Consider the following 25,778-nt stretch of genomic DNA (forward strand, 5'->3'; position numbering starts at 1 on the left):
GACGTGCCCGAGGGGGCGCCCGTCGACCGGGCCGGATCGGGCCGGATCGACGAGACGCCCCCTCGGGGTCCTGCGCGCTGCTACGAGGCGCCGCGCCGCGCGAAGGCGTCGACGCTCGCCAGGCGCTCCGGTGCGAACGCGTCGATGGCACCGGCACCCTGACCAGGGGTGTTCCGCCACTCCCGCAGCTTGCGGGCCACGCCCCGCACCTTCGGGTGGGTCGGCCCGAGCACGATGCCGAAGTACGACTCGTGCGGTGAGGCCAGGTCGCCGCCCCAGGCGACGACGCCGTCCAGCTCGGCGACGATGTCCCGCACCACGACGAGCTCGTGCGGGTACAGCCCGCCCCGGACGCCCAGCGGGTAGGCGGACGACCGGATGGCGATCGCCGTGCCGGACAGGTGGTTCGACTCGTGCGGCCCGCGGACCTCGCGGGACGTGGTGTGACCCGTCACGTCCCCGATGCGCAGCTCGTCGATCTCGTAGTGGAAGCGGCGCGCGACGTGCAGCAGGATCGTCGCGGCGTCGCCGTCGGCCAGGCGTGCGGAGAGGCCACTGCCCTCGACGGGGTGCGCGGCGGCCTCGTCGAGGATCTTCCAGCCGTTGGCCGAACGGCTGCCGCGCCAGGTGGTGGCCGCCGGGGCCTGGGCGCCCTGGGCGCCCGGAGCGGCGGCCGCCGCCGGCGCCACGTCCAGGAGGCCGAGGGCTGCGGCGCCGGCCACACTTCCGGCGACGCCGAGCACACGGCGCCTGCTCAGATCGTTCATCACGTGCCCTTCTTCTCGGTACGGCGTCGGGTGACGGCCAGTCGTACGGCGTACGCCAGGCAGAGGAGCGCCAGGGCGGGGAGCACGACCAGGGTCGGGTTCACCCACGCCGGGACCAGGTCGTACCCCGCGTGGCACTTGTCGTGCAGCGGGAACCACTGCGTGTACTCGTCGAAGTTCGCCCTGCGGTATGCGCGGTCGTAGGTCTGGCCCGCCTTGTGGCAGGCCTCCTCCGGGTCGAGCGACGCCCCGGCCAGGGAGCCGACGAGGTACGTGACCCCGGTGACCACCAGGAGTAGTAACGCGCTCCAGGTGAACCACCCGGGGCTGCGCCGCCATGTCCCGGAGAACAGCGGACGGCTCCAGAACCAGAGCCCGACGAGGAGGGGGAGGAGGATCGGTAGGAGGAGGATCAGCATGGGCCAAGCCTGCACGTTCCGTGTGCTGTCCCGGCCCTATCGCGCCACCCCTCACCGATCGCGCACTTCGTGTCTATCGCGCGGCTCCCCGCTGTGCCGCCCGCTGTGCCGCCTGCTTGCGGTAGACGGCGAGGTTCTCCTTGTACTGGGCGGCCAGGCTGTTCTCCAGGCCGATCAGGGAGAGCTGGCGGTCGGTGAACCCCTGGCAGAACTCGGCCAGTTTCTCCGTGCCGCCCGGCAGCAGGACGTAGTCCGCCGGGAGGGCGGCGCCGGCGCCGGTGATGAGCGCGAGCCGGGCCGCGTTGACGGTGAGGTCGGAGGGGCCGGCGAGGACGTCCCAGCAGCAGGCGCGGCAGTCGGTGGCGGTCACCCAGCGCTTGTCGAAGTGGCTGCGGAAGCGGGTCAGGCCGCCGCCGCCGTTGTAGTGCGCGTTCATCCAGGAGACGATGTTGCCGCCGCCGGCGACGTACTTGGCCAGCAGGTAGCCGTCGACGTCCTCGATCATGTCCGTGTAGCCGAAGCTGGACACCTTGCCGGGCACGGCGAGTTTGGCCTGGGTGAACGTGAGCGGCGAGGCGTACTCGTTGACGGAGTTCCGCCAGTCCGCCCAGAAGGTCATGATGTCGCCGCCCCAGCCGGCGATGTCGCCGCCGGTGGACTCCTTCTTCTCGGCCGGGTCGGAGTTCTCCAGGAAGCCGTTCGCCGTGGCCATCAGGTGGGTGGCGTCGAGCTGGTAGCCCGTGATGGGGTCGGTGAAGGAGTCCTGCACCGACTCGCCGCGGGCGTTGCAGTACGACACGAAGCCCTCGTCGTAGCTGTCGGCCAGCCACCACCACTGCAGGCCCCGGTACTTCTCGTGACGGATGTACTCCATCACCAGGCGGCTCGCGTTGGTCCCGACGTTGTTCGCCGACTTGTAGGCGTTGGCGTGGTTGAGGAGCCGCTGCACGTAGGCGATGTACCCGTCGGCGGGACCGCCCGTGTTGTTGACCGAGCCGACGCCGGGCTCGGCCCCCGTGCGCCAGACGTCCCGGTCCAGGTCGAAGACGTCGGCGCCGTTGGTGACCTGGAACTCCTTGATCTGGTTGATGGCCCAGTTGGAGGGCAGCGGGTAGCCGAGGTTGCCGGAGAAGCCCCAGGACATGCCGGAGACGAAGGAGAAGCGCGCCCCGGTCTTGGCGGTGACGTTGATACAGACGTTGCGGGAGCCGTAGACGCCGTGGAAGTACTTCTTGCCCCTGCTCGCGAGGCCGGCCACCACGCCGTTGAAGTAGGCCACGATGCCCTGCGGCTGGCCGTCGATCTCCCACTGCTGGGCGTCGTAGTCGACCGCGAAGTAGATCGTCGTGCCCCGGTTGAAGCCGTACCCGGAGGCCAGGTCGTGCGCGTTGAGGGCGTGCTGGTAGCCCTGGCTGTAGGTGAAGTCGGAGAGCTGGCGCGCGTTGTCCTGGTAGATCGGGAAGACCCGCAGGCCCGCGCTGAAGATGGTGTTCAGCTCGCCGGGCTTGATCTCCTTGTCCAGGGTGGACCCCGGCGGGTCGTACAGGTAGCGGCCGACCATGCGGTAGCCGTTGTCCCACAGCCAGCGGGCGCGGGACGCGGTGATCTCGAACCGCGTGTCCGAGGCGGTCGCCCTCCGGTCCGGGTTGCCCATGGACACCAGCAGCTGCGCCCAGGTGTCGAACTCGCCCACGCCGTAGTTGGCGTCGCCCTGGCCGTACAGCTGGGAGAACGACTGGAAGATCTGGACGAACTCCTTCGTCTTCGAGTCGAAGGTGCTCTTGAAGGTCGTCCGGACCTCCTGGTCGTCGAGGCCGCGCATGATCACCGGCTCGTTGAAGACGCAGGCGGCGGTGAAGAGCTCGACGAAGATGCCGGAGTTGCCCTCGCGCACGGTGTGGGACTTCAGGCCGGCCTGCGTGCCGGGGCCGAAGTTGCCGTTGGGGGTGAGGCCCAGTTCGTACTGGATGGCGATCACCAGGGACTTCTGCACGTCCCGGGAGTAGATGCCGTCGCACGGGCCGATCGAGTAGGCGTCCCGCTGCCAGTAGCGGCTGTTGAGCCACTGCTGGATGGCCCGGATCTTCTCGGTTCCCCCGGCCACGACGACGTACGCGTCCATGTTCAGGATGCACTTGAAGATCTTGGGCGTGACCGTGCCGCCGGCGGTGCCCATGCCGCCGTCGGGAAGGCCCATGTTGACGCGGAGGGACTTGACGGCCTCGGTGGTGACCGCGCCGAACTCGCCGAATCCGTTGGCGCCCCAGTAGCCCTTGCAGAACAGGCCGTGCTGGATGATCCGCACGATGTTGGAGTTCTTGTTCCAGCCGAAGCCGATGTCCCCGAGCGCCTGGAGCTTGCTCATGGTGGTGGGACCGAAGCTCGCCACCACCGGGGAGATGCCCAGTTCGGTCTGGAGGCCCATGATCAGGGAGTTCATGGTCGACCAGCCGGTTCTGCCGTCCTCCGGGCAGCGCACGTAGCCCGCCACGGAACCGTACGTCGCGTTGACCCATTTCTGGGCGTCAAGCACCTTCTCGTCCGCCACTGCATTCCCCCAAGGTTCTCTGCCCACGCAGGGTCGCCATACGTCGCGACACCGGTCGGCAGTTCTGGAAAGAGCGCAGTGAACCTAAGCCGGTGCGGGTGCCGCTGAAAAGGGGGATCGGGGCCTGCGGCCGTCCATCAACTCTCATTGTGCTCAATGCAGTTGGGGGCAACCTGATGTGCGAGGGGCGGTACTCGGCCACTCGCCCGCAAGGGCGGGGCCGTCGGCCGCCGGGGCCCGCGGTGCGCCCGATGCCCCTGGTGTACGGCCGACGGGCGCGTGCCGTGCGGGCCGGCGGCGCGGCGCGTGGGGGGATTCCGGCCAAGTCGCGGCGATCCGAAGGTCCTTGCGAAGTCGGCGCGGAGCGCCAGTGTGCTGCGGTGTGACGTTGGTCACCTCGAAGTCAGGGGCTAGGTCACCAATAGGACCTGTCCTCCCGATCGGGTTCCAATCGGTCGCCGACCGCGTTCCGGGAGTGTCTCGTCGGTCAGGCCGGATCAAGGTGCGCGTCAGGCCCCGCGGGCCCGGCGTGATCGGCGGGACGCCCCCTAGCCGGTCGCGAGGAGCACCGTGCCCACGAGGGCGAGGCCCGCGCCTGCCGCCTGGACGGAGCGGAGGCGTTCCTTGAGGACGCCGCGGGCCGCGAGGGCGGTCACGATCGGGTAGAGGCTGGCCAGGACGGCGGCGACGGTGACCGGGCCCTGCTGCGCCGCGATCGCGTACGTGCCGTTGGCGGCGACGTCGGCGAGCCCGACGAAGGCGAGCGCCGGGAGCGCGGCGCGAACGACCTCCGGGCCGCCCTCCGGGAGGGCGTGGCCGCCACGCCTCACCGACGCGTACAGGGCGCCGCCGCCCACCAGGACGTTGGTGACGCGCTGGACGAACAGGGCGAGGAAGAGGCCGGTCACGGTGGTGGAGGCCTCGGCGATGAGCGCCATCACCGAGCCGAAGCCGAACGCGGCGACCAGCGTCAGCAGGACCGCCTGGCGCTGGACGGGCGCACCGCGCAGCTCGGGGCCGCCCGCGAGCACCACGCCGAGGATCGCCACGCCGATGCCGGCGAACTGGAGCAGCCCCGGCCGGTCGCCGACGAGGAGGCCGACGGAGACGGGGACGACCACGCCGAGCGAGCCGAGCGGGGAGACGACACCCATGGGGCCGAGCGCGAGCGCCTTGTAGAAGGCGAGCATGGCCGCCGGGCCGACGACTCCGGCCCCGACGGCGTACCAGAGCTCCGGTCCCGCCTCGGTCCAGGCCCCGGTGGCGAGGACGATCGCGCCGAGGACGACGACCGCGATGATCTGGGAGGCCACCACGACCGTGAGGGCGGGGATCCGGCGGGTGAGCAGTCCGCCGCCGAAGTCGGCGAGGCCCCAGAGCAGGCTGGTGGCCAGGGCGAACAGGGCGGTCATGGATCCTCGCAGTCGCGTACGGCGGGACGCAGTACAGTGCAGTGAACAATCGGGTGCACCCCACCGTAGTTCAGTACATTGAACTCTGTCATCCAAAATATTGGACGGAACGTGTCGGACCTCGACCAGCTCACGCAGTCGCTCGCCCGGAACCTGAAGCGCTGGCGCAAGGAGCGGGGCTTCACCCTGGACGCGCTCGCCGCACGGGCGGGGGTCAGCCGGGGCATGATCATCCAGATCGAGCAGGCCCGGACCAACCCCAGCGTGGGCACCACCGTGAAGCTGGCCGACGCGCTCGGCGTCTCCATCACCACCCTCCTCGACTACGAGCAGGGCCCCCAGGTCCGGCTCGTCCCGCCCGGCCAGGCCGTCCGCATGTGGTCCACCTCCACCGGCAGCCACACCACCCTGCTCGTCGGCACCGAGGCCCGCGGCCCGCTGGAACTCTGGTCCTGGACCCTCATGCCGGGCGACGGCAGCGCCTCCGACCCGCACCCCGACGGGACGACGGAGCTGCTGCACGTCACCGCCGGCGTCCTCACCCTCGTCGTGGACGGCGAGGAGCACACCCTGCCCGCCGGCACCTCCGCGGTCTTCGAGGCCAACGTGGCGCACGTCTACCGCAACGACGGCGCCGAACCCGCCGAGATGACGATGGCGGTCTCCATCCCACCCGTACGCTGAGACGGCCGCCCACCGCCCGGGCCCGCGTTGTTAGCGTGGGGCGCATGCGCGCACCCATCGGAGACTTCGACGACGCCCGGCCCGCCCCCGACCACCTCGACCTGCTCACCGGCCCCGTCGCCGCGGCCGTCCGCGCCTGGGCGGGCCCCGTCCCGGCCGAGCGGCTGCTGTACGTGGACACCGATCCGGCCATCGCCGACACCGCCGTCTTCGTGGAGCACTACGGCGCCGCGCTGCTCGACGCCTCCGCCAACTGCGTGGTCGTCGCGGGCAGGCGCGGCGAGACGACGACGCTCGCCGCGTGCGTGGTGAAGTCGGCGACCCGGGTCGACGTCAACGGGGTCGTACGCAAGCACCTCGGTGCCCGCAAGGCCTCCTTCGCTCCCATGGACACCGCGACCGGCGAGACCGGCATGGAGTACGGCGGCATCACCCCCGTCGGCCTCCCCGCCGACTGGCCCCTGCTCGTCGACGCCGCCGTGATCGACACCGAATGGGTCCTGATCGGCAGCGGTCGCCGCCGAGGCAAGCTCATCCTGCCCGGCAAGGCCTTCGCCCAACTGCCCGGCGCCGTCGTCCTGGAGGGCCTCGGCGTCCCCGTCGGCTGAGTCGGGGGACGGCCCCGCCCGCGCCGTTCGGGCGCCGGCGGGGCCGTCTGCCGTACGTCAGCCGAGGCGGGGGATCTCGATCGCGGGGCAGCGGTCCATGACCATGTCGAGGCCGGCCGCACGGGTGCGGGCGAAGGCGTCGTCGTCGATCACGTCCAGCTGGAACCAGACCGCCTTCGCGCCGATCGCCACCGCCTCGTCGGCGATGCCGCCCGCCTGCTCGCTGTTGACGAACACGTCGACGACGTCCACCGGGAACGGGATGTCGGCCAGGGAGGCGTACCCCTGCTCGCCGTGGACCGTCTCCGCCTTCGGATGGACGGGGACGATCCGCTTGCCGAAGCGCTGGAGGACCGCCGCCACGCCGTACGCCGCCCGCGCCCGGTTCGAGGAGAGCCCCACCACCGCCCAGGTGTCGCCGGTGGACGTGAGGATCCGCCGAACCGTCTCCGCCGCGGAGTAGGCGGTCGGCTCGGTCGCTCCGGTGGTCGTCGTGTCGACACTCATCGTTACTGCTGCCTCTCCTCGGCGCGGCCCGTCTCCGAGGTGAACGAGCCGCGCCGCGCGGTGATTCCCGCCGGGCCGTTCAGGCCTCCCAGGCCCGCCGTTCGGCCTCGCGCGGAGCCTCGACGAGGGACGGTGCGCCCGGGCCGAAGGTCATGACGGGGCGGGCCGGGTCCCAGGCGCGCCAGCCCGGGTCGCCCGTCGTGGCGAAGGCCACCCAGGCGGCGTGCATCGCGGTCGCCAGGTCCTGGGGAGCGTCCGGGCCCGTCAGCGCGCGCGTCTCCGGCAGGTCGAGCGTGTCGAAGACGAAGCCGAGCTCCAGCGCGTGACAGGCGCGGAGGTCGAGCACGGGGGAGCGCCAGCCGAACTCGTACAGATACGTCGCGGCGGACCCGGCGGAGTTCAGCCGGGCGTCCGCGAACATGTTCAGCGGGATCCGCAACAGCTTGTCCGCCGCGATCACGCCCAGGACCTCGCCGGGCTTCTCCTGCGGCCGGCCCGCTCGGTACACCTTGGCCACCCGGGGCGATATGCGCCCCCTCCGGAGCAGGAACCGCTGCGCCAGGGACCCCACCCGTTCGGCGTGCCCGCCCGGCACGAACCACAGCCGGTACTCGTCCGTGTTCGTGCCCATCAGCAGCTCCACGTCCGCCGAAGCGCCGTCCGCGAGCAGGTCCCCCGGATGGTCCGGCAGGACCTCGCCGTCCACGGCGACGTGGAAGGCGTGGCCGCTGAGCACCGGATTGCCCTTGCCCGTCACCGCGGTCTGCGCCGCGAGCAACTGCTCCGGGTCGACGCCGGCGAACGCCTCCGCCGTCGCCGGCACCCTGAGCCGCGCGGCGATCGCCTCCGTGGTCCTCCGGGCGACGCCGATCGACCGGGCGCTCGGCGCCCCGCTCTGGATCACGGCCCGCCGGAACAGGCCCTTCGCGAGCGGCGAGGCCAGCAGGGCGGCGATCGATATCGCGCCGGCCGACTCGCCGAACACGGTGACCCGGTCCGGGTCCCCGCCGAAGGCCGCGATGTTCTCCCGTACCCAGGTCAGCGCGGCGATCTGGTCGCGCAGACCGAGATTGGCGGGCGCGTCGGGGAAGACCCCGAACCCCTCGATGCCGAGCCGGTAGTTGATCGAGACGAGGACGACGCCGTCCCGGGCGAAAGCGGTGCCGTCGTAGACGGGGACCGCTGAGGAGCCGTGGATCAGCGAACCGCCGTGGATCCAGACCATCACCGGGCGCCCGCCTGCGCCGGGATCGCCGGCGTCGGGTCCGCCCCCCGCAGCCGGCCACGGCGCCCACACGTTCAGGTTGAGGCAGTCGTCGCCCGCGACGTCGGGATCGGGGAGCAGTGCGTCGAGCGGCGGGGCGTACGGGCGCTTCGGTGCCGTCGACCCGAAGGCCGTGGCCTCCCGTACCCCCTCCCAGGGCTCGGCCGGCTCCGGGGCGCGGAACCGCAGCGCCCCGACGGGGGCCTGCGCGTAGGGGATACCGAGGAAGGCGGCCACGCCGTTCTTCAGGGCGCCACGCAGAACGCCGTTCCGTATGCGGGTCTCGGGACTGTGCTCTGACATCAACTCAAGCCTTCCCTAAGGGCGATGGTGGCAAGACCGTACGGACACGACCTCGCCTCGCGCCACCAGTGCGCGCTTGAGGACCTTGCCCGTCGGGCCGAGCGGCAGGGCGTCGACGAAGCGCACGATCCGGGGGTACTTGTGGCGGCCGAGCCGCTCGCGGGCCCAGTCGACCAGCTCGTCCTCGGAGAGCGGGGCGGAATTCTCCCGGCGTACGACCACCGCGCACACCTCCTCGCCCTTCGCCTCGTCGGGGACACCGATCACCGCCGCCTCCGAGACCGACGGATGACGGACGAGGACCTCCTCGACCTCGCGCGGGTAGATGTTGAAGCCGCCGCGGATGACCAGGTCCTTCTTCCGGTCCACGATCCGCAGGAAGCCGTCCTCGTCGCGGGCGCCCAGGTCCCCCGTGCGGAACCAGCCGTCCACGACAGCGGCGGCCGTCGCGGCCGGGTCGTCGAGGTACCCGGCGAACACGTTGTGCCCGCGCACCACGACCTCGCCGACCTCGCCGTCCGCGAGCAGCCGGATCTCCCCGTCGACGGCCGCGTCCGCGACGCCCACCTCGACACCCCACACCGGATGCCCCACCGTCCCCGGCCTGCGGCCCAGGTGGGGCTGGTTGAAGGTGGCGACCGGCGAGGTCTCCGTCAGGCCGTACCCCTCCAGGACCCGGGTGCGGAAGGCCTCCTCGAAGCGCTCCAGTACGGCGACCGGCAGCGCCGCACCGCCCGACACGGCGGCGCGCAGGGCCGCCGGGCGCAGCTCCGAGCCCGCCGCCGCCTCCACCAGGGCGTGGTACATGGTCGGCACGCCCATGAAGACCGTCACGCCCTCGTCGGCGAGCACCCGGAGCGCCGCGGGACCGCTGAACCGCGGCATGAGCACCAGCGTCGCGCCCTGCCGGAGCGTCCCGTTCATCGCGCAGGTCTGCCCGTAGCTGTGGAACAGCGGCAGACAGCCGAGCACCACGTCGCCGGCGCCGAGACCCAGCAGGTCCTGAGAGGTCACGGAGGCGTTCATGACGATGTTGAGGTGCGTCAGGAGGGCGCCCTTGGGGCGGCCCGTCGTCCCGCTCGTGTACAGGATCACGGCGATGTCGGAGGCCTCGGCCGGCTCCGGGGCGGCCAGTGGCTCCGGAGCCGACGGCGCCCCCTGGAAGGCGCGCACCCCGGCGGCCCGCGCCGCCTCGTCGGCCACCGCCCAGAGCGGCCCGCCGCTGACGATCCCGACCGCGCCGCTGTGCTCCAGGACGTGGCGCACCTCGTCGGCGACGAGCAGCGCGTGCACCGGCACCACCGTCGCACCGGCCGCGAGCGCCCCGTAGTACACGCGCAGGAACTCGGTCGTGTTCGGCAGCAGCACGGCCAGCCGGTCGCCCGGCTTCACCCCGGCCTCCCGCAGCCCCGCGGCGCAGCGCAGCGCCTGCGCCCACAGCTCCCCGTAGGTGAGCCGGCTCGCCCCCTCGACGACCGCGATCCGGTCGGGGAAGTGGCGGGCGGACTCGCCCAGCACACCGGCGACGCTCAGTGACATGACACGCTCCAGGGACACGGAGTGGACGACGCCGCGGAACCGCTCCGGGAACGCGGGTGCGAGGCGCCGCCGACCATCGGCCGACACGGCACAGAATCCGCCGCGACCCCGCCCGCACACCATGTGCAGACGCCCACCATGTGACGGACCGAGCTGGGCAGCGGCCCCACCGTCCGGCGCGACCCGTGGCATTCGCCAAATCCCGGAGCTACGGTGCCTCGCATGACGCACAGCTCGGCCGCACCCGGCGAGCCCGCGGGGGCGCGCTCCGGCGGAAGCCACACCCCCCTGGGCGGCGCCGGAGGCTCCGGCGCGCTCCGCCGCTCCCTCGCCACGACGATGCTCGCCGACGTCGACCGGCTCACCGACCGGGCCGTCGACGACATCCGCGCCCATTCGGGTACGTACGCCTCCGGAGCCCCCGTCACCCGCGAGGACCTCTGGGAGATCTGCCGGGACAACCTCCTGCGCGCCCTGGAGGACTTCGGCGGCCTGGAAGCCACCGGCGGTGACTTCGAGTGGGCGGCGCGCGAGACCGGCCGGCGGCGTGCCGAGCAGGGCGTGCCGCTCGACACCGTGCTCCAGGCCTACCGGCGCGGCGGCCGGGTCCTCTGGCAGGTCATGTCCGAGCACCTGCGGGTCCGCGCCGGACGGGAGTCCGACAGCCGCGACATCGAGCTCGACATGGCGAGCGGCGTCTGGGAGACCATCGACCGCTACTCGGTCGCCATGGCCGACGCGTACCGGATCGCCCAGCTGGAGCTGCAGAGCCGCCAGGACACCCGGCGCGTGGCCCTCTTCGAGGCGCTGCTCGACGGCCGCGCCGACGACCCCGCCGTCGCCTCGGCCGCCGCCGCCGCGCTCGGCGTCCCGGCGGTCGACCGGTACGTCGTCGTGGTCGCCGCCCAGGACCCGGCCGCACCGCCGCACCTCGCGCCCGTCCTGGAGGCCCACGGGCTGTGGTCGTTCTGGCGGCCCCGCTCCGGCCGGTACGCCGGCGTCGTCCGGCTGCCCCGCCGCCTCGCCCCTCCGGGCCGGCCCGGAGGCGGGCCCCCGGCCGCCGATCCGGCCGTACGGACCCTCCTCGCGGCCCTGCGCGAGCGCACCGGCGCGACCGCCGGCGTCTCCCCGGAGTTCGAGCGGCTCTCCCAGGCCGGCCGCGCCCTCCGGCTCGCCGAGCAGACCCTCCGTACCCTGCGGCCCGGCAGCGGTGAGGTCGCGGGCTTCGACGCCCGGCTCGCCGAGGTCCTCCTCAGCGGCCGCACCGACATCGCCGAGCGGATCGTCACTGTCCACCTCGGCCCCGTCCTCGCCACCGGCGGCGAGCGCGCCGCGCTCCTCACCACCCTGCGGGCCTGGCTCGACCACGGCTGCTCGGCCTCCCGGGCGGCCGAGCAGCTCTACTGCCACCGCAACACCGTCCTCAACCGCATCGGCCGCGTCGCCGAGCTCACCGGCCGCTCCAGCGAGTCGGGCGAGGCCCGGCTGGGCTGGGCCCTGGCGCTCCGCGCCCTGCCGTACGCAGGCCTCGCGGCCGCCCCCGAAGCGGCCGCCTCGGAGCGCGACGCCGACGGAACGTAGGCTGGCCGGATGCAGGAGCAGTACCGCACGCCGGCCCGCGAGGGCGTGTACGAGACCGAGATCAACCGCTCGCGCTTCCTCTGCGCGCTGGCACCCGTCGCCGACGAGCGGGAGGCGCAGGAGTTCGTCGCGCGCATCCGCAGGGAGCACCCGACCGCCACCCACAACTGCTTCGCGTACGTCCTCGGCGCCGACGCCTCCGTCCAGAAGGCCAGCGACGACGGCGAGCCGGGCGGCACCGCCGGCGTCCCCATGCTCCAGATGCTGCTCCGCCGCGAGACGCGGTACGTCGCCGCCGTCGTCACCCGCTACTACGGCGGCGTGAAGCTCGGCGCGGGCGGCCTCATCCGCGCGTACGGCGGCGTCGTCGGCGAGGCCCTCGACGCGCTCGGCACGGTGACCCGGCAGCGCTTCAGGCTCGCCACCGTCACCGTCGACCACCAGCGGGCGGGCAAGCTGGAGAACGACCTGCGCGCGACCGGCCGCGCCGTCCGCCAGGTCCGCTACGCCGACGCCGTCACCATCGAGATCGGACTCCCCGACGGCGACGTCCCCGCCTTCCGCGCCTGGCTCGCCGACACGACGGCGGGCACCGCCGCGTTCGAACTCGGCGGAGACGCGTACGGCGACGCGTGACGCTCGCCACCTCCCGGCGACGCGTGACGCTCGCCACCTCCCGGCGGCGCGGCCGGGCGTGCTCTCCCGGTCGGCCCCGGCCATCCCCCCGGCCGGGATAGCGTGGAGCCGCACACGGCGGGAACAAGCGGCGAGGAGCGGCGCACATGCGGGGTGGGACGGCATCGTGAGGCTCCTGCACACCTCGGACTGGCACCTCGGCCGGTCCTTCCACCGGGTCGGTCTGCTCGCCGCGCAGGCGGCCTTCCTCGACCACCTCGTGGCGACGGTCCACGCCCACGAGGTCGACGCCGTCCTCGTCGCCGGGGACGTCTACGACCGGGCCGTGCCCCCGCTGCCCGCCGTCGAGCTCTTCGACACCGCCCTGCACCGGCTCGCCGAGGCCGGCGTCCCCACCGTCATGATCTCCGGCAACCACGACTCCGCCCGCCGCCTCGGCGTCGGCGCCGGACTCATCCAGCTGGCCGGCATCCACCTCCGCACCGACCCGGCCGGCATCGGCACCCCCGTCGTCCTCGCCGACGAGCACGGCGAGGTCGCCCTCTACGGCCTGCCCTACCTCGAACCCGCCCTCGTACGCGACCGGTTCGGCGCCGCCAAGGCCGGCCACGAGGCCGTGCTCACGGCGGCCATGGACCGGGTCCGTGCCGACCTCGCCACCCGGCCCGCGGGCACCCGCTCGGTCGTCCTGGCCCACGCCTTCGTCGCGGGCGGCGAGCCCAGCGACAGCGAGCGGGACATCACCGTCGGCGGCGTCGCCGCCGTCCCCGCCGGGATCTTCGACGGCGTGGACTACGTCGCCCTCGGCCACCTCCACGGCAGCCAGACCCTCACCCCCCGCGTGCGCTACTCCGGTTCCCCCCTCGCCTACTCCTTCTCCGAGACCGACCACCGCAAGACGATGTGGCTCGTCGACCTCGGCGCGGACGGGACGATCACCGAGGCCGTACGCCTCGACTGCCCCGTCCCGCGCCCCCTCGCCCGCATCCGGGGCCGGCTCGACGACCTCCTCGCCGACCCCGCCCTCACGGCCCACGAGCAGGCGTGGGTCGAGGCCACCCTCACCGACCCGGTACGGCCCGCCGAACCCATGGCCCGGATCGCCGAGCGGTTCCCGCACACCCTTCACCTCGTCTTCGACCCCGAGCGGACCGCGGACGACACCGGAGCCTCCTACGCCCAGCGGCTCCGGGACCGCAGCGACCAGCAGATCGCGGAGGACTTCGTGGCCCATGTGCGCGGCGGCGCCGCCCTCGACGGGGCCGAGCGGAGCGTCCTGTACGGCGCGTTCGACGACGTACGGGTCGACACGGCCGAGCGGGAGGCCGGCCGATGAGGCTGCACCGCCTGGAGATGACCGCCTTCGGGCCCTTCGGCACCACCCAGTCCGTCGACTTCGACGCCCTGTCGTCGGCCGGGCTCTTCCTCCTCCACGGGCCCACCGGCGCCGGCAAGACCTCCGTCCTCGACGCCGTCTGCTTCGCGCTGTACGGCAGCGTCCCCGGCGTCCGCCAGACGCCCGGCGCCTCGCTGCGCAGCGACCACGCCGCCGTCGGCACCTCCACCGAGGTCCTCCTCGAACTCACGGTGGGGGAGCGGCGCCTGGAGATCACCCGGCGCCCCGCCCAGCAGCGCCCCAAGAAGCGCGGCGGCGGCTTCACCACCGAGAAGGCCCAGACCTGGCTGCGCGAGTACGACTCCGCCACCGGCGAATGGGCCGGCCTCAGCCGGTCCCACCAGGAGATCGGCGAGGAGATCACCCAGCTCGTCGGCATGAGCCGCGAGCAGTTCTGCCAGGTCGTCCTCCTCCCGCAGGGCGACTTCGCGAAGTTCCTGCGCGCCGACGCCGAGGCCCGCGGCCGCCTCCTCGGGCGCCTCTTCGACACCCGCCGGTTCGCCGCCGTCGAGGAGCGGCTCGCCGACCTGCGGCGCGCCGCGCTCCAGCAGGTGGAGGAGGGCGACACGCGACTGCTGACCCTCACCCACCGCATGACCCAGGCCGCCACCGGCCTCGACGCGGCCCGCACCCCCGTCGAGGCGCGCCCCGGTGACCCCGGACTCGCCGAAGCCGCCCTCACCTGGGCCGCCGTCGCCCGCACCGAGGCCCGCGAGGCCCTCGACATCGCCGCCGTACGGTTCACCGCGGCCGAGACCGGTCAGGCCGCCGCGCGCGCCGCCCTCGACGCCGCACACGACCTCGCGACACGCCAGGCCCGGCACGCCGACGCGCTCCGCCGCCGCGCCCGGCTCGCCGAGCACGCCCCCGAGCGCGACGAGTGCCAGGCCGCCCTCGACCGGAGCCTCAGGGCCGACCGGGTGGCGCCCGCCCTGGGCATGCGCCGGGACGCCGAGCGCGAGCACACCACCGCCCGCGCCGCCCGCGACCGCTCCCGCGCCCGGCTCCCCGCCGACCTCGCCGACGCCGGGGCCGAGCACCTCTCGGCCCTCGAACACCGGCTGCGCGAGGAGCTCGGCGGCCTCGAAGCCGCCCGCCGCGCCGAACGCCGCGCCGCCGTGATCGCCGAGGAACGGGCCCTCCTGGCCCGGGAGGCGCGTGCCGACGAGGACGCCCTGCAGGACGCGGCGGGCTGGCTCGCCGGCTGGGAACCGCGCCGCGCCGCGCTCACCGAGCGCGTCGAGGCCGCGACCGACGCCGCAGCCCGCGCCGAGAACCTCGCCGGCCGGCTGGAACCCGCCCGCCGACGGCTCGCCGCCGCCCGCCGCCGGGACGCCCTCGCCGACTCCACCCGGGCCGCGGAGGCGCGCCTCGCGGAGGCCCGCGAACACCGGAACACCGCCCACGAGAGCTGGCTCGACGTCAAGTCCCGCCGCCTGGAGGGCATCGCCGCCGAACTGGCCGTCACCCTCGTCCCGGGAGACGCCTGCCAGGTCTGCGGCTCCGTGGAGCACCCCGCGCCCGCCCGCACCACCGCCGACCACGTCGACCGCGCCGCGGAGGAGGCGGCCTTCGCGCTCTACACCGACGCGGAGGAGGCCCGTACCGCCGCGGAACGCGAGCTGGCCGGCACGCGGGAGGCCTGGTCCGCGGCCCGCGCCGAGGTCATGGCGGGGCCCCCGGCCGCCGCGGCGGCCGAGGCCGCGACGGCGCCCGCCCCGGCCCTCTTCGCGAGCGGCCCCGCCGGAACCCACGAGCCCACCGTCGACGAACTCGCCCGCGAGGTGGAGGAGCTGGCCCGCCGGCACGCCGAGGCGCACGCCCTCGCCTCCCGGACCCACGGGGCCCGGGAGGCGCTCGCCCGGGCCGAGCGGGAGTACGAGGAACGGGCCGGCGCGCGGCGCGAGGCCGAGCGGCGGGTCGCCGCGCGGACCTCGCGGCGCGAGGCACTGGAGCGGGAGCAGTCCTCGCTCGACGAGGAACTCGCGCGGGGGCGCGGCGCGTTCGCCACCGTGGCCGAACACGCCACCCGTCTGGAGCGGCGGATCGCCCTCCTGGCCGACGCCTCCGGAACCGTGCGCACCGCCGAACTCGCGGCGCAGCGGCTCAAGGAGGCCGACGACCGGCTCGCCGACGCCGCCTACCGCGCCGGGTTCACCACCCCCGAGGAGGCGGCCGGAGCCCTGCTCGGCGAGACCCGGCGCCGCGCCCTCCAGCAGCGCGTGGACGCCTGGCAGGCCGAGGCGGCCGCCGTCGCGGACCGGCTCGCCGAGCCCGGCACCGCGGCCGCCGCCGGCCTCCCGCCCGCCGATCCCGCCGCCGCCCAGGCGGCCCACGTGACGGCCGAACGCGCCCTGCGCGACGCCGCCTCCGCCCTCTCCGCCGCGCGGGAAAGGGCCGACGGACTGACCGCCCTCTCCGGACAGGCCGCCGCCGAGGTCCGCCGCCTCGGGCCGCTGCGCGAGGAGTACGACCGGGTGGCCAGGCTCGCGGCCCTCACCGCCGGCACCTCCGCCGAGAACGAGCGCCGGATGCGCCTGGAGTCGTACGTCCTGGCCGCCCGGCTGGAGCAGGTCGCCGCCGCCGCGACCGCCCGCCTCCAGCGCATGTCCTCGGGCCGCTACACGCTCGTCCACTCCGACGCCCGCGCGGGCGGCAAACGGGCCGGCCTCGGACTGCACGTCGTGGACGCGTGGACCGGCAACGAGCGGGACACCGCCACCCTCTCCGGCGGCGAGACGTTCTTCGCCTCCCTCGCCCTCGCGCTCGGACTCGCCGACGTCGTCACCGACGAGGCGGGCGGCGTCCGGCTCGACACCCTCTTCATCGACGAGGGCTTCGGCAGCCTCGACGAGCAGACCCTCGACGAGGTCCTCGACGTCCTCGACTCGCTGCGCGAGCGCGACCGCAGCGTCGGCATCGTCAGCCACGTCGGAGACCTGCGCCGCCGCATCCCCGCCCAGTTGGAGGTCGTCAAGGCGCGGGACGGCTCGGCGGTGCGGCTGCGGACCGGCGCGGACGCGCTCAGCGGCTGACGGCGCGCCGGGGGAGCGGCGAGGAGTAGACGACGCTCGTCGTCACCGAGCCGAGCGTGGCGACCTTTCCGGAGATCTCCTCCAGGTGCTTCATGGACCGGGCGGCGACCTTGAGGACGAAGCAGTCGTCGCCGGTGACGTGGTGGGCCTCGAGGACCTCCGGCGTGGTGTCGAGCAGGTCGTGGAACGGCTTGTAGTTGCCGTGCGGGTAGCGCAGCCGCACGAAGGCGAGGATGGGCAGCCCCAGCCGGTCCTGGTCGACGATCGCCGTGTATCCGGCGATCACCCCGGCCTCCTCCAGGCGCCGCACCCGGTCCGTCACCGCGGACGGCGACATCGACACGGTACGGGCGAGCTCGGCGAAGCTGGCGCGGCCCTCCGCCTGCAGTGCTTCGAGAATGCGCCAGTCGGTGGCGTCCGGGGTGTAATCGGTACTCATGGAGCAGACAGTGCAGGGGAATCCCCGGCCGATCAAGTGATCAGCCGGGGATTCCCATGATCCGGAAGGCGAGCCTCGGAGCCCCCTCAGAGACGCGACAGCTCGTCGACGAGGTCGTCGAGGCCCAGCGAGCCCTGCGAGAGGGCCGCCATGTGCCAGGCCTTCGCGTCGAACGCGTCGCCGTGCGCCGCCATCGCGTTGGCGCGGCCGAGGAGCCAGGCGCGCTCGCCCAGCTTGTAGCCGATCGCCTGCCCCGGCATCGAGAGGTAGCGGGTCATCTCGCTCTCCACGAAGGCCGGCGGGCGGCTGCTGTGCAGCTGGAAGAACTCCTGGGCGAGCTCCGGGGTCCACGTCTCGCCCGGGTGGAACGGCGACTCGGCGGGGATCCGGAGACCCAGGTGCATGCCGATGTCCACGATCACCCGGCACGCCCGCATCATCTGGCCGTCGAGGTAGCCGAGGCGCCGCTCCGCGTCGGGCAGGAAGCCGAGTTCGTCCATCAGGCGCTCCGCGTACAGCGCCCAGCCCTCCACGTTGGCGCTGACCTTGCCCAGGGTCGCCTGGTACCGGGAGAGCCGGTCCGCGACGTGCACCCACTGCGCGATCTGGAGGTGGTGGCCGGGCACGCCCTCGTGGTACCAGGTGGACACCAGGTCGTACACCGGGAAGCGGGTGGTGCCGTCGACCGGCAGCCAGGTGCGGCCGGGACGGGAGAAGTCCTCGGACGGGCCGGTGTAGTACGGCGCCGCGGCGCCGCCCGGCGGGGCGATCCGGGACTCCACCCGCCGCACGCGGTCGGCGAGTTCGAAGTGGGTGCCGTCGAGGGCCTCGATGGCCTCGTCCATGAGTTCCTGGAGCCAGACGCGGACGGCCTCGGTGCCCTCGATGTGCGTGCCGTGCTCGTCGAGGTGGGCGAGCGCCTCCCAGGGGCCGGCGCCCGGCAGGATCCGCTCGGCCTCGGTCCGCATCTCGGCGAGCAGCCGGTGGTACTCGGTCCAGCCGTACGCGTACGCCTGGTCCAGGTCCAGGTCGGTGCCGTTGAAGTAGCGGGTCCAGCGCTGGTAGCGCTCGCGGCCCACCGTGTCCGGCGCGCCGGCGACGGCGGGGGCGTACACGTCGCGCATCCAGTCCCGCAGTGCCGCGACGGCGGCGGTGGCCTCCCTGCCGGCCGCCGCGAGCTCGGTGCGGAGCCCGTCGGGCAGCGTCTCCGGGCCGGAGGTGGCGAACTCCTCGAACCAGCCCGGCTTTCCGCTCGACCCGCCGGACCACTCGGTGAGCTGGTCGACGAAGGTGGCCGTGGGGCGGGGGCCTCCGAAGAGCTTGCGCTCCAGACCGAGTTCGAGGGCGGAGCGGTATCCCTCGAGGGCGGCGGGGACGGCGCGCAGGCGGGTGGCGACCGCCGTCCAGTCCTCCTCGGTCTCGGTCGGCATCACCGTGAAGACGATGCGGACGCTGTGCGCGGGCGAGCGCATGTTGCTGACCGCGCAGAGGCCCTCCTCGGCCTCGTGCACGGCGAGTTCGGCCGTCAGGCGCTCGCGCAGCAGTCGGGCGCACCGGCGCTCGGCGTCGTCGTCGGCGCCGGGCGCGCGCTCGGCCTCGTCGAGCCGGGCGAGGGTGCGTCGTGCGAGGTCGGCGACGGCGCGTTGCCCGGCGGGCGAGAAGTCGGGCAGCAGTCCGGCGCTCTCTTTGACCCCCAGGTACGTTCCGGTGATCGGGTCGAGGGCGATGAGTGCGTCGACGTGGTCGTCGGCGACCTGGCGGGGCAGCGGGCTGCTGGAAGTCTCTGGCATGGGGGCCATCCTGATGCCTCCGGCATGCTCGCGTCACCCTCGTCCGGCGTCAGTCGGCTGACAAGGAGGGGCTCGGGCCGGGCGGCAGAAGCGGCCCGCACTCCCACTGCTGGAAGATCAGCCGGGTCTCGACGCGGGCCACCTCGCGGCGCGAGGTGAACTCGTCGAGCACGAGTCGTTGCAGGTCGGCGGGGTCCGCGACGGCCACGTGGACCAGGTAGTCGTCCGGGCCGGTCAGGTGGAAGAGGGCCCGGGACTCGGGGAGGGCCCGGATCCGGTCGACGAACGGACCGATCAGTTCGCGCCGGTGGGGGCGGACCTGGACGAGAAGCAGCGCTTCGAGTCCGCGGCCGAGTTTGGCCGGATCCAGTCGTAGTTGATGTCCGAGGATCACTCCCGTGCGACGCAGTCGGGCCACCCGGTCGAGGCAGGTCGAGGGCGCCACGCCGACCTCGGCCGCGAGTTCGCGGTAAGTGCTCCGGGCGTCGTTCTGCAGGAGGCGAAGAATGTGCAGATCGACCGCGTCCAGTACGACAGAATCAGCCATCTGCCGAACGTAGCACGGTGATTTTCCGCTACTTCCCGGTATCCGTTCACAGTGCCGCCATGGACGCCATGGACTACGGCCCCTCGGCCACCCCGAGGGCCCTCGCCACCGAAGCCGTGCACGCCGGCCGCGACGACCTCGCCGGACTCGGACTGCACGCCCCGCCGCTCGACCTGTCCACCACCTATCCCTCGTACGACGCCCGGGCCGAGGCCGCCCGCATCGACGAGTTCGCCACCACCGGCGCCCGCCTGGAGGGGCCGCCGGTCTACGCCCGGCTCGACAACCCGACCGTCGCCCGCTTCGAGGAGGCGCTCGCCCGCCTGGAGGGGGCCGAGGCCGCCGTCGCCTTCGCCAGCGGCATGGCCGCGCTGAGCGCCGTCCTGCTCGCCCGGGCGAGCCAGGGCCTGCGCCATGTCGTGGCGGTCCGCCCGCTCTACGGCTGCAGCGACCACCTCCTGGACACCGGCCTGCTCGGCACCGAGGTGACCTGGACCGACCCGGCCGGCGTCGCGGACGCCATCCGGCCCGACACCGGCCTCGTCATGGTCGAGACGCCCGCCAACCCGACCCTCGCCGAAGCGGACGTCCGGGCCCTCGCCCACTCCTGCGGCTCCGTGCCGCTCCTGGTCGACAACACCTTCGCCACCCCGGTGCTCCAGCGGCCCGTCGAGCAGGGCGCCCGCGTCGTGCTGCACAGCGCGACCAAGTACCTCGGCGGCCACGGCGACGTCATGGGCGGGATCGTGGCCTGCGACGAGGAGTTCGCCCGTACCCTCCGGCAGATTCGTTTCGCCACCGGCGGGGTGCTGCACCCGCTCGCCGGCTACCTCCTGCTGCGCGGCCTGTCGACCCTGCCCGTACGGGTGCGGGCCGCGTCCGCCTCCGCCGCGGAACTCGTCCGCCGGCTCGCCACCGACCCCCGGATCGCCCGCGTCCACTATCCGCGGATCGGCGGCGCGATGATCGCCTTCGAGGTGTACGGGGACCCGCACGACGTCATCGCCGGGGTACGCCTCATCACCCCGGCGGTCAGCCTCGGCAGCGTCGACACCCTCATCCAGCACCCGGCCTCCATCAGCCACCGGATCGTGGCCGAGGGAGACCGGCGCTCGGCGGGCGTCAGCGACCGACTGCTGCGGATGTCCGTCGGTCTCGAGGACGTCGAGGACCTGTGGCGGGACCTGACCCAGGCGCTCAGCGCTCCGCCCGCCGCACCTCCTCGTGCCACTGTTCCTGCGGGGGCCGGGCGGCCGGACGCGACCCCGAGGCCAGCCGGGCGGTGATCACCAGGGTGCCCTCCTCGATCTGGTAGTCGAGGGGGAGGTTCAGCGCCCGCATGGCCGCCACCATCCCGGTGTTCGACGACTGCGTCACGGCGTACACGCTGTCGCAGCCGGCCTCCTCGGCCATCGCCACCAGCCGGCCGAGGAGTTCGGAGCCGATGCCGCGGCGCTGCCAGTCGTCCTCGACCATCAGCGCCACCTCCGTCTCGTCCCCGTCCCACAGCAGGTGGCCGAGGGCGACGAGCCGGCCGGAGGCCGTCTGCACGGCGAGGGTGCGCCCGAAGCGGGGGCTGAGCAGGTGGTCCAGGTACCGGTCGGCGTCTCCCACCGGCCCGTGGTAGCGCAGTCCGAGGGTGCGGGTCGAGCAGCGGTCGTGCATGGCCCGCGCGGCGGCCAGGTCGCGCTGGTCCGCCCGGCGGACGGTGATCTCGTTGCCCTCGGGCAGGGTCAGCACGTCCCGGCCGTGCGGGAGGCGCGGTCCGAGCCGCGCGTCGAGCTCGACGAGGGCGTGGGCACGGGCGAACTCCGTCGGGGTGAAGGGGAGGTAGGGCCGCTCCACGATGATCGTGCCGCCGTGCGGGTCGCGCAGGCGCATCACGGTCTCCTCCAGGATCCCTTCGACCGGGGCCTGTTCGCCGACCGGACGGCCGGTGAGCGAGACGGCGGGAACCGAGTGGAGAGTGCAGCGGCCGAGCAGCTGGCGCAGTGCGAGCGGGAGTTCGGCCGCGTCGAGCGCGGTGCGGGTGGCCAGGCCGAGGACCCGCGTGGGGGTGTCCACCAGGTCGTGGGCGTCCGCCCGTTCGGTCCAGGTGTCCCGGCCGCCGGCGGCGGAGGTCTCGCGGGCCAGGTCCTGGGCGGAGAGTCCGGCGGGAGCGCGCAGCAGGAACTCGTCGACCGTGCCGTCGGCGAGCGGGTGGGTCTGGAGGGTCAGGATGTCCACGCCCCGGCGGGCGAGGACCGTGCAGAGCGCGGCGAGGCTGCCCGGGGTGTCCGCGACGGTGGTCCGCATCCGCCACAGGGTCGTCTCGCCGGAGGTCACCGCCCCGTCCACCACCCGAACCGCCGTGCCCTCGCCCGGCTCGCCGGTGTCTCCCCGGTGGTCGGCCGCCGGGGTGGTGGAGCGCCCGGCGGTGACACCGCTCGTGTCCTCGCCGGGCGGGGCATGACTGGCATGGCCGTGCCGCCGCGCCCACCAGGTGTGGAACGTGGCGGTGGCGACCAGCGCGATCGCCGAGAACACCAGCAGGTAGGGGCCATCGGGGCCCTTGGCGATGGTCTTGGCGATCGTGTCGGCCACCACCACGGCGGTGAACAGCGCGGCCAGCTCGATCAGGTCGTGCCGCCAGTGGTGCGGGCGGCGGGTGCTCTTCGAGGACGTCACATCGGTCATGCCCTCACTGTGACCCAGCGGTGTTGCGTGATCACGAACGCTTTGTGACTGACGGGTTAAGCGGCGATCTGGCGCCTTAACAACCGATTCAGGCCGTTTCTGGCCTGGTCTGATCGGCGTCGTGGCGGAGTGCGTTCAGCAGACGCCTCGCCTGGCTGGCGAGCTGCGTGGAACCGCCCCGCGCCACCAGCTCGACCAGCCCCGGCGGTACGTCTCGGGCCCCGCACCGCTCGACGCAGTCGGCCGCCACCGCGAGCAGCTCACCGAGCCCCCGGACCTGCTTGTCGGCGGACAGCGGCTCCGGCAGGGCCGCCGCGAGGACCGCCCAGACCGTCCGGTACGCCCCGGTGACCGCCGCCGTCCGGGCCGCGTCCGCCAGCCGGTTCGGCTTGACCGCGCCTTCGGCGACCAGCCACCCCAGCTCCGCCCCCACCGCGTGCCCGCCCAGATCGCCCCGGCCGACGAGCACGAGCAGAGCGTCCACCGCGCGCAACCGGTCGTCCGCGTCGACGGTGCCCAGACCGAACGCCACGGCGAGGGCGACGGAACGCCCCGCCCGGCCCTCGCCCTCGGCGATCCCGGTCAGCCGCCCGGTCGACTCCCGCGCACCGTTGACGACCCGCGCCAGCGACGGCAGCACGCAGGCCGCGAGCACCTCGCGATCGGCCGGCAGGACCGACGTCCAGTGCTCCTGGCCCTCGATCCGGTGGTGGCAGCGGCGGGGCGTCGCCTCCAGCGTGCCCCCCAGCCACCGGAAGGCCGCCGGGAACTCCTCCCGGATGGCCGCACGGTCGGCGATGTCGACGACCAGCCGGTCCCCCGTCCACCACCTCGGCAGAGTCCGGTCCTCCTCACGCCGGAGGAACCGCACGGTCGCGGCCGGCGCCGCCTCCGTCAGCAGCCACGTGGCGAGCCGCCGCCCGGCCGCGGTGCCCAGCGCCTCCGCCGCACCGGCCGCCCGTTCGGCGTCGGGTCCGTTCCGCAGGACCCTCAGCAGGGCCTGCCCCAGATCCGCCGGCGCGGGCTCCACCCCGGCGTCCCGATAGGCGCGCAGCCGCTCCGCGAGCACCACCGGGTCGATGCCGCCGCCCTCCCGGGTCGGCGCGGCGAGCAGGAAGGGCAGCGCGTCCGTGCCGATCAGCGCGGCCGCCTCCCACAGCCGGGTGTCCGTGATCTCCGTCAGGGCCTGGTGAAGGCAGTCGGGCGTCGCCCCGCCCCGCGACAACCGGGCCTCGATCCACCCCGGCTCCACGATCCCGAGCAGACCCGCCAGCACCGCGTGCAGCCCGTCGGACCGGTACGTGAAGTGGTGCGGCTGCTCCCAGTCCTCGGTCCTGAACGCCTCCCGCACCGCCCGCGTCACCCCCTCCCGGTCCCGGTGCGCGTGCCGCACCAGGCCGTCGAAGGCCCGCTCGAACCGCACCGGATCGTCGGAGACCCCCTTCGCCAGCAGGTCCTCCACCAGGACCTCGACCGTCGTCGCCGACGGGGCGACGGGCCGGGGCGCCGGCACCGGAGGCAGGATCTCCTCGTACAGAACCCGGCTCTCCGCCGCCAGGGCGTGGCCGAACAACCCCACCGCGGCCTGCCGGTGCGCCGGACTCAGCAGGCCGGCCTGTTCCGCCAGTCCGGCCCGCACCGAGGCGTCCACGGCGGACAGGTGACGGCCCACCAGCTTGAGCGCCCGCTCCTGGAGGGCGGTGTCCTCGTGCCCGAACAGCTCCGCGACGGCGGGCAGCAGCGCGTCCGCCGCGCCCGGGTCCCGCGCCAGCACCCTGCCGACGAGGACCAGTTGCGCCTGGACCAGCTTCTTCTCCGTGCGGAAGAGCACCGCGGACGTCATCTCGGCCAGCGCGGCCGTCGCCATGGACCCGTCCACCGCCGGTCCCGCCAGCACCTCCTGCGCGTATGCCGCGACGGGCGACGGAGCGTCCGCCGCGATCCCGACCAGGTCCGCGGCCCGCTCCCGGAACTCGTCCGCGGTCGGCACGAGCAGCCGCAGCACCTCCCACGGGAAGCGCAGGTCGTGCAGCCGGCCGCCCCTCAGCAGCCGGGACACAGCGGCGTCCAGAACCTCGGTCCTGTCCACCACGCCCTCCCCGACCAGGGTCACCGCCGCCGTCGGCCAATGCCGCGGCGAGTCCTCCTCGGCCGCCCGGGTCACCTGCTCGGGCGGCTCCGGCATCGCCAGGGCGTGGACCAACAGGACCGGGGTCTGCGGATCCGCCCGCAGCCGCTCGACGAGCGAGGAGGAGGCCTCACTCGGCCGCATCCTGCGGCGACCGCCGGGAGTGACCTCACGCGCCCAGGCCCGGACGTAGCCGTCGGACTGCGGCACCGCGCGGCCGGACCGCTCCACCAGGCCGCGGATCAGGCCGTAGCTGTCCTCCGCCACGGACGGCCGCGCGGCGAGCCGGCCGGCCAGCTCGGCCAGCCACTCCGGCGCCTGCCCGCCGATCACCCGGAGCACCAGGCCACCGTCCTGCGAGCGCCAGGGCAGCAGATCGCGCGCGCCCAGCCAGGTCGCCGCCGCGGCCACTCCCGGCTGGCAGCCGGCGCCCGCGACGTACAGCGCGCGCCGGATCCCGGCGACCTCACGCTCGCGCCCGGTCCACCGGCGCACCTCGGTGCGCAGCGCCCTGAAGCGCGCGAGGGCGGCCTTCCGCTCGGCCGCCCCCAGCGGCTCCAGCAGAGCGGGCACCTGGTCGGCGCCTCCCGCGCGCACCGCCTCGACCAGCTTCTCGATCCCCACGGTCTTCCCGCTCCCCTCGCCCCGCACCGACCGCTCGGCCCGCCCCGCACCTGTGGCCCCCACGGCATCCTCCGTCCCCGGCACGCCCGCTCCCCTCCCGTCCCCCAGCGACACCGACCCCCGTCCCCTCATCGCGCCGCTCCACGTGCGGGCGCCGCGCCCGCGGTGCCGCGCCGGACCATGCGCACCGCGAGCGCGTGCTTGCACGGGCCGCGCCACCCCTGGTGGTCGGCCCACCAGCGGGACGTGCAGCTCAGCACCCCGTCCGACTCCCGCCCCCGGTACCGCCGTTCTCCCGAGGCCGGCGCCGCCAGGTCGCCGTCGAGGTCCACGGCGCCCTCGGTCACCAGCCGACGGGCGTCCACCAGGCGCGGGTTGTGCCGCTCGGCGCGGTCCGCGTCGTACGGCAACTCGCGGTGGAAGTAGGAGGCCGTCCGCCACGTCGTACCCCACCCGACCGGCCGCACCCGCCGGTCATGGCGGGCCCCGGCCACGTCGGCCACGGCGAGCAGCCCCCGCGCGGCGACCCGCGGCGCGGCCAGGAAGCCGGAGAAGAAGCGGGGATGGTCCTCGACACCTCCGGGGGTGAGGCCCCTCGCCGTCTCCAGGCCGAGCCGCCGGCCGGAGTCCGACGACTCCAGCGCGGAAGGGCGTGCGTGGGCGAGCGCCTGTACGGATGCGGTCATGGGAAAACGGTAGGCCCCGGCACTGACACTCACCCGGACCGAGCCTCCGGCCCGTGGCTCTCCGCCACCCGCCGACCCCTACCCTGGCCCGCTGCCCGCTGCCCGCTGCCCGCTGCCCGCTGCCCGCTGCCCGCTGCCCGCTGCCCGCTGCCCGCTGCCCGCTGCCCGCTGCCCGCTGCCCGCTGCCCG

At 74.2% G+C, this 25,778-nt stretch carries 19 protein-coding genes and 1 pseudogene; 7 read left to right on the forward strand and 13 right to left on the reverse strand.

What is annotated here, in order from left to right; all coding sequences use genetic code 11:
• Positions 1–80: 80 nt before the first annotated feature.
• The 4 genes from AC067A_RS03545 to AC067A_RS03560 form a co-directional block, all read right to left on the reverse strand.
• Positions 81–767 (reverse strand): hypothetical protein, encoded by a 687-nt coding sequence (locus tag AC067A_RS03545; RefSeq protein WP_478613904.1) that lies wholly within the window; start codon positions 765–767, stop codon positions 81–83.
• A complete protein-coding gene (locus tag AC067A_RS03550; RefSeq protein WP_478613907.1) occupies positions 767–1,186 on the reverse strand; it encodes a hypothetical protein in 420 nt (139 codons plus the stop codon). Before AC067A_RS03550 ends, AC067A_RS03545 begins: the two co-directional genes overlap by 1 nt.
• A gap of 73 nt (positions 1,187–1,259) precedes the next feature.
• Entirely contained in the window at positions 1,260–3,734 is a 2,475-nt protein-coding gene (locus AC067A_RS03555; protein WP_478613910.1) for a glycoside hydrolase domain-containing protein, read from the reverse strand.
• A 548-nt stretch (positions 3,735–4,282) separates the two neighbouring features.
• A complete protein-coding gene (locus tag AC067A_RS03560) occupies positions 4,283–5,146 on the reverse strand; it encodes an EamA family transporter (protein ID WP_478613912.1) in 864 nt (287 codons plus the stop codon).
• Positions 5,147–5,257: 111 nt separating this feature from the next.
• On the opposite strand from AC067A_RS03560, the gene AC067A_RS03565 reads away from it, so the two are divergent.
• Both AC067A_RS03565 and AC067A_RS03570 read left to right on the forward strand, forming a co-directional pair.
• Positions 5,258–5,830: a helix-turn-helix domain-containing protein gene (locus AC067A_RS03565; protein WP_017241461.1), complete on the forward strand. Its 573-nt coding sequence runs from the start codon at positions 5,258–5,260 to the stop codon at positions 5,828–5,830.
• A 44-nt stretch (positions 5,831–5,874) separates the two neighbouring features.
• A complete protein-coding gene (locus tag AC067A_RS03570) occupies positions 5,875–6,438 on the forward strand; it encodes a YbaK/EbsC family protein (RefSeq protein WP_478613915.1) in 564 nt (187 codons plus the stop codon).
• Positions 6,439–6,495: 57 nt separating this feature from the next.
• On the opposite strand, the gene AC067A_RS03575 is transcribed toward AC067A_RS03570, so the two are convergent.
• The 3 genes from AC067A_RS03575 to AC067A_RS03585 all read right to left on the reverse strand — a co-directional run bounded on the left by AC067A_RS03575 (position 6,496) and on the right by AC067A_RS03585 (position 10,051).
• Positions 6,496–6,945 (reverse strand): CoA-binding protein, encoded by a 450-nt coding sequence (locus AC067A_RS03575; protein WP_478613916.1) that lies wholly within the window; start codon positions 6,943–6,945, stop codon positions 6,496–6,498.
• Positions 6,946–7,024: 79 nt separating this feature from the next.
• Positions 7,025–8,512, reverse strand: a complete 1,488-nt coding sequence (locus AC067A_RS03580; protein WP_478613918.1) for a carboxylesterase/lipase family protein — start codon at positions 8,510–8,512, stop codon at positions 7,025–7,027.
• 15 nt (positions 8,513–8,527) lie between these two features.
• Positions 8,528–10,051 carry a long-chain-fatty-acid--CoA ligase gene (locus tag AC067A_RS03585; protein ID WP_478613920.1) on the reverse strand — a complete coding sequence of 508 codons (1,524 nt, stop codon included), beginning with the start codon at positions 10,049–10,051 and terminating at the stop codon, positions 8,528–8,530.
• Positions 10,052–10,273: 222 nt separating this feature from the next.
• Here AC067A_RS03585 and AC067A_RS03590 point away from each other — a divergent pair, with 222 nt between their 5' ends.
• The 4 genes from AC067A_RS03590 (at position 10,274) to AC067A_RS03605 (ending at position 16,699) form a co-directional block, all read left to right on the forward strand.
• Positions 10,274–11,632, forward strand: a complete 1,359-nt coding sequence (locus AC067A_RS03590) for a PucR family transcriptional regulator (RefSeq protein ID WP_478613922.1) — start codon at positions 10,274–10,276, stop codon at positions 11,630–11,632.
• A 9-nt stretch (positions 11,633–11,641) separates the two neighbouring features.
• The gene (locus AC067A_RS03595; RefSeq protein WP_478613924.1) at positions 11,642–12,268 is read left to right on the forward strand and encodes a YigZ family protein; all 627 of its coding nucleotides are present in this window, start codon (positions 11,642–11,644) and stop codon (positions 12,266–12,268) included.
• Between the two features lie 166 nt (positions 12,269–12,434).
• Entirely contained in the window at positions 12,435–13,604 is a 1,170-nt protein-coding gene (locus AC067A_RS03600) for an exonuclease SbcCD subunit D (RefSeq protein ID WP_478613926.1), read from the forward strand.
• Positions 13,601–16,699, forward strand: a complete 3,099-nt coding sequence (locus AC067A_RS03605; protein WP_478613929.1) for an AAA family ATPase — start codon at positions 13,601–13,603, stop codon at positions 16,697–16,699. Before AC067A_RS03600 ends, AC067A_RS03605 begins: the two co-directional genes overlap by 4 nt.
• Here AC067A_RS03605 and AC067A_RS03610 read toward each other — a convergent pair.
• The 3 genes from AC067A_RS03610 to AC067A_RS03620 all read right to left on the reverse strand — a co-directional run bounded on the left by AC067A_RS03610 (position 16,689) and on the right by AC067A_RS03620 (position 19,475).
• Positions 16,689–17,138, reverse strand: a complete 450-nt coding sequence (locus AC067A_RS03610) for an Lrp/AsnC family transcriptional regulator (protein WP_478613932.1) — start codon at positions 17,136–17,138, stop codon at positions 16,689–16,691. The two genes, AC067A_RS03605 and AC067A_RS03610, sit on opposite strands and share 11 nt — an antisense overlap.
• Before the next feature lie 86 nt (positions 17,139–17,224).
• Entirely contained in the window at positions 17,225–18,928 is a 1,704-nt protein-coding gene (locus tag AC067A_RS03615; RefSeq protein ID WP_478613935.1) for a DUF885 domain-containing protein, read from the reverse strand.
• Positions 18,929–18,977: 49 nt separating this feature from the next.
• On the reverse strand, positions 18,978–19,475 hold the full coding sequence (locus AC067A_RS03620; protein ID WP_478613938.1) for an Lrp/AsnC family transcriptional regulator: 498 nt from the start codon (positions 19,473–19,475) through the stop codon (positions 18,978–18,980).
• A gap of 59 nt (positions 19,476–19,534) precedes the next feature.
• Between AC067A_RS03620 and AC067A_RS03625 the strand changes: the two genes are divergently transcribed.
• The gene (locus AC067A_RS03625) at positions 19,535–20,761 is read left to right on the forward strand and encodes a trans-sulfuration enzyme family protein (protein WP_478613940.1); all 1,227 of its coding nucleotides are present in this window, start codon (positions 19,535–19,537) and stop codon (positions 20,759–20,761) included.
• Here the strand turns inward: AC067A_RS03625 and AC067A_RS03630 are convergent.
• From AC067A_RS03630 to AC067A_RS03640, 3 genes and pseudogenes are all read right to left on the reverse strand, one after another.
• Positions 20,673–22,151 (reverse strand): GNAT family N-acetyltransferase, encoded by a 1,479-nt coding sequence (locus AC067A_RS03630; RefSeq protein ID WP_478613943.1) that lies wholly within the window; start codon positions 22,149–22,151, stop codon positions 20,673–20,675. The two genes, AC067A_RS03625 and AC067A_RS03630, sit on opposite strands and share 89 nt — an antisense overlap.
• Positions 22,152–22,239: 88 nt before the next feature.
• On the reverse strand, positions 22,240–24,966 hold the full coding sequence (locus AC067A_RS03635) for a DUF7824 domain-containing protein (protein WP_478613945.1): 2,727 nt from the start codon (positions 24,964–24,966) through the stop codon (positions 22,240–22,242).
• Positions 24,967–25,031: 65 nt separating this feature from the next.
• Positions 25,032–25,371: pseudogene (locus tag AC067A_RS03640) on the reverse strand (SWIM zinc finger family protein); the annotation flags it as partial.
• Positions 25,372–25,778 lie beyond the last annotated feature (407 nt).

This window comes from Streptomyces sp. NPDC043176 (genome assembly GCF_056436715.1).

Coding starts and splice junctions, on each gene's coding strand:
- AC067A_RS03545 (WP_478613904.1), bottom strand. CDS start 767: ATGAACGATCTGAGCAGGCGCCGTGTGCTCGGCGTCGCCGGAAGTGTG.
- AC067A_RS03550 (WP_478613907.1), bottom strand. CDS start 1,186: ATGCTGATCCTCCTCCTACCGATCCTCCTCCCCCTCCTCGTCGGGCTC.
- AC067A_RS03560 (WP_478613912.1), bottom strand. CDS start 5,146: ATGACCGCCCTGTTCGCCCTGGCCACCAGCCTGCTCTGGGGCCTCGCC.
- AC067A_RS03570 (WP_478613915.1), top strand. CDS start 5,875: ATGCGCGCACCCATCGGAGACTTCGACGACGCCCGGCCCGCCCCCGAC.
- AC067A_RS03575 (WP_478613916.1), bottom strand. CDS start 6,945: ATGAGTGTCGACACGACGACCACCGGAGCGACCGAGCCGACCGCCTAC.
- AC067A_RS03580 (WP_478613918.1), bottom strand. CDS start 8,512: ATGTCAGAGCACAGTCCCGAGACCCGCATACGGAACGGCGTTCTGCGT.
- AC067A_RS03585 (WP_478613920.1), bottom strand. CDS start 10,051: ATGTCACTGAGCGTCGCCGGTGTGCTGGGCGAGTCCGCCCGCCACTTC.
- AC067A_RS03590 (WP_478613922.1), top strand. CDS start 10,274: ATGACGCACAGCTCGGCCGCACCCGGCGAGCCCGCGGGGGCGCGCTCC.
- AC067A_RS03595 (WP_478613924.1), top strand. CDS start 11,642: ATGCAGGAGCAGTACCGCACGCCGGCCCGCGAGGGCGTGTACGAGACC.
- AC067A_RS03605 (WP_478613929.1), top strand. CDS start 13,601: ATGAGGCTGCACCGCCTGGAGATGACCGCCTTCGGGCCCTTCGGCACC.
- AC067A_RS03610 (WP_478613932.1), bottom strand. CDS start 17,138: ATGAGTACCGATTACACCCCGGACGCCACCGACTGGCGCATTCTCGAA.
- AC067A_RS03615 (WP_478613935.1), bottom strand. CDS start 18,928: ATGCCAGAGACTTCCAGCAGCCCGCTGCCCCGCCAGGTCGCCGACGAC.
- AC067A_RS03620 (WP_478613938.1), bottom strand. CDS start 19,475: ATGGCTGATTCTGTCGTACTGGACGCGGTCGATCTGCACATTCTTCGC.
- AC067A_RS03625 (WP_478613940.1), top strand. CDS start 19,535: ATGGACGCCATGGACTACGGCCCCTCGGCCACCCCGAGGGCCCTCGCC.
- AC067A_RS03630 (WP_478613943.1), bottom strand. CDS start 22,151: ATGACCGATGTGACGTCCTCGAAGAGCACCCGCCGCCCGCACCACTGG.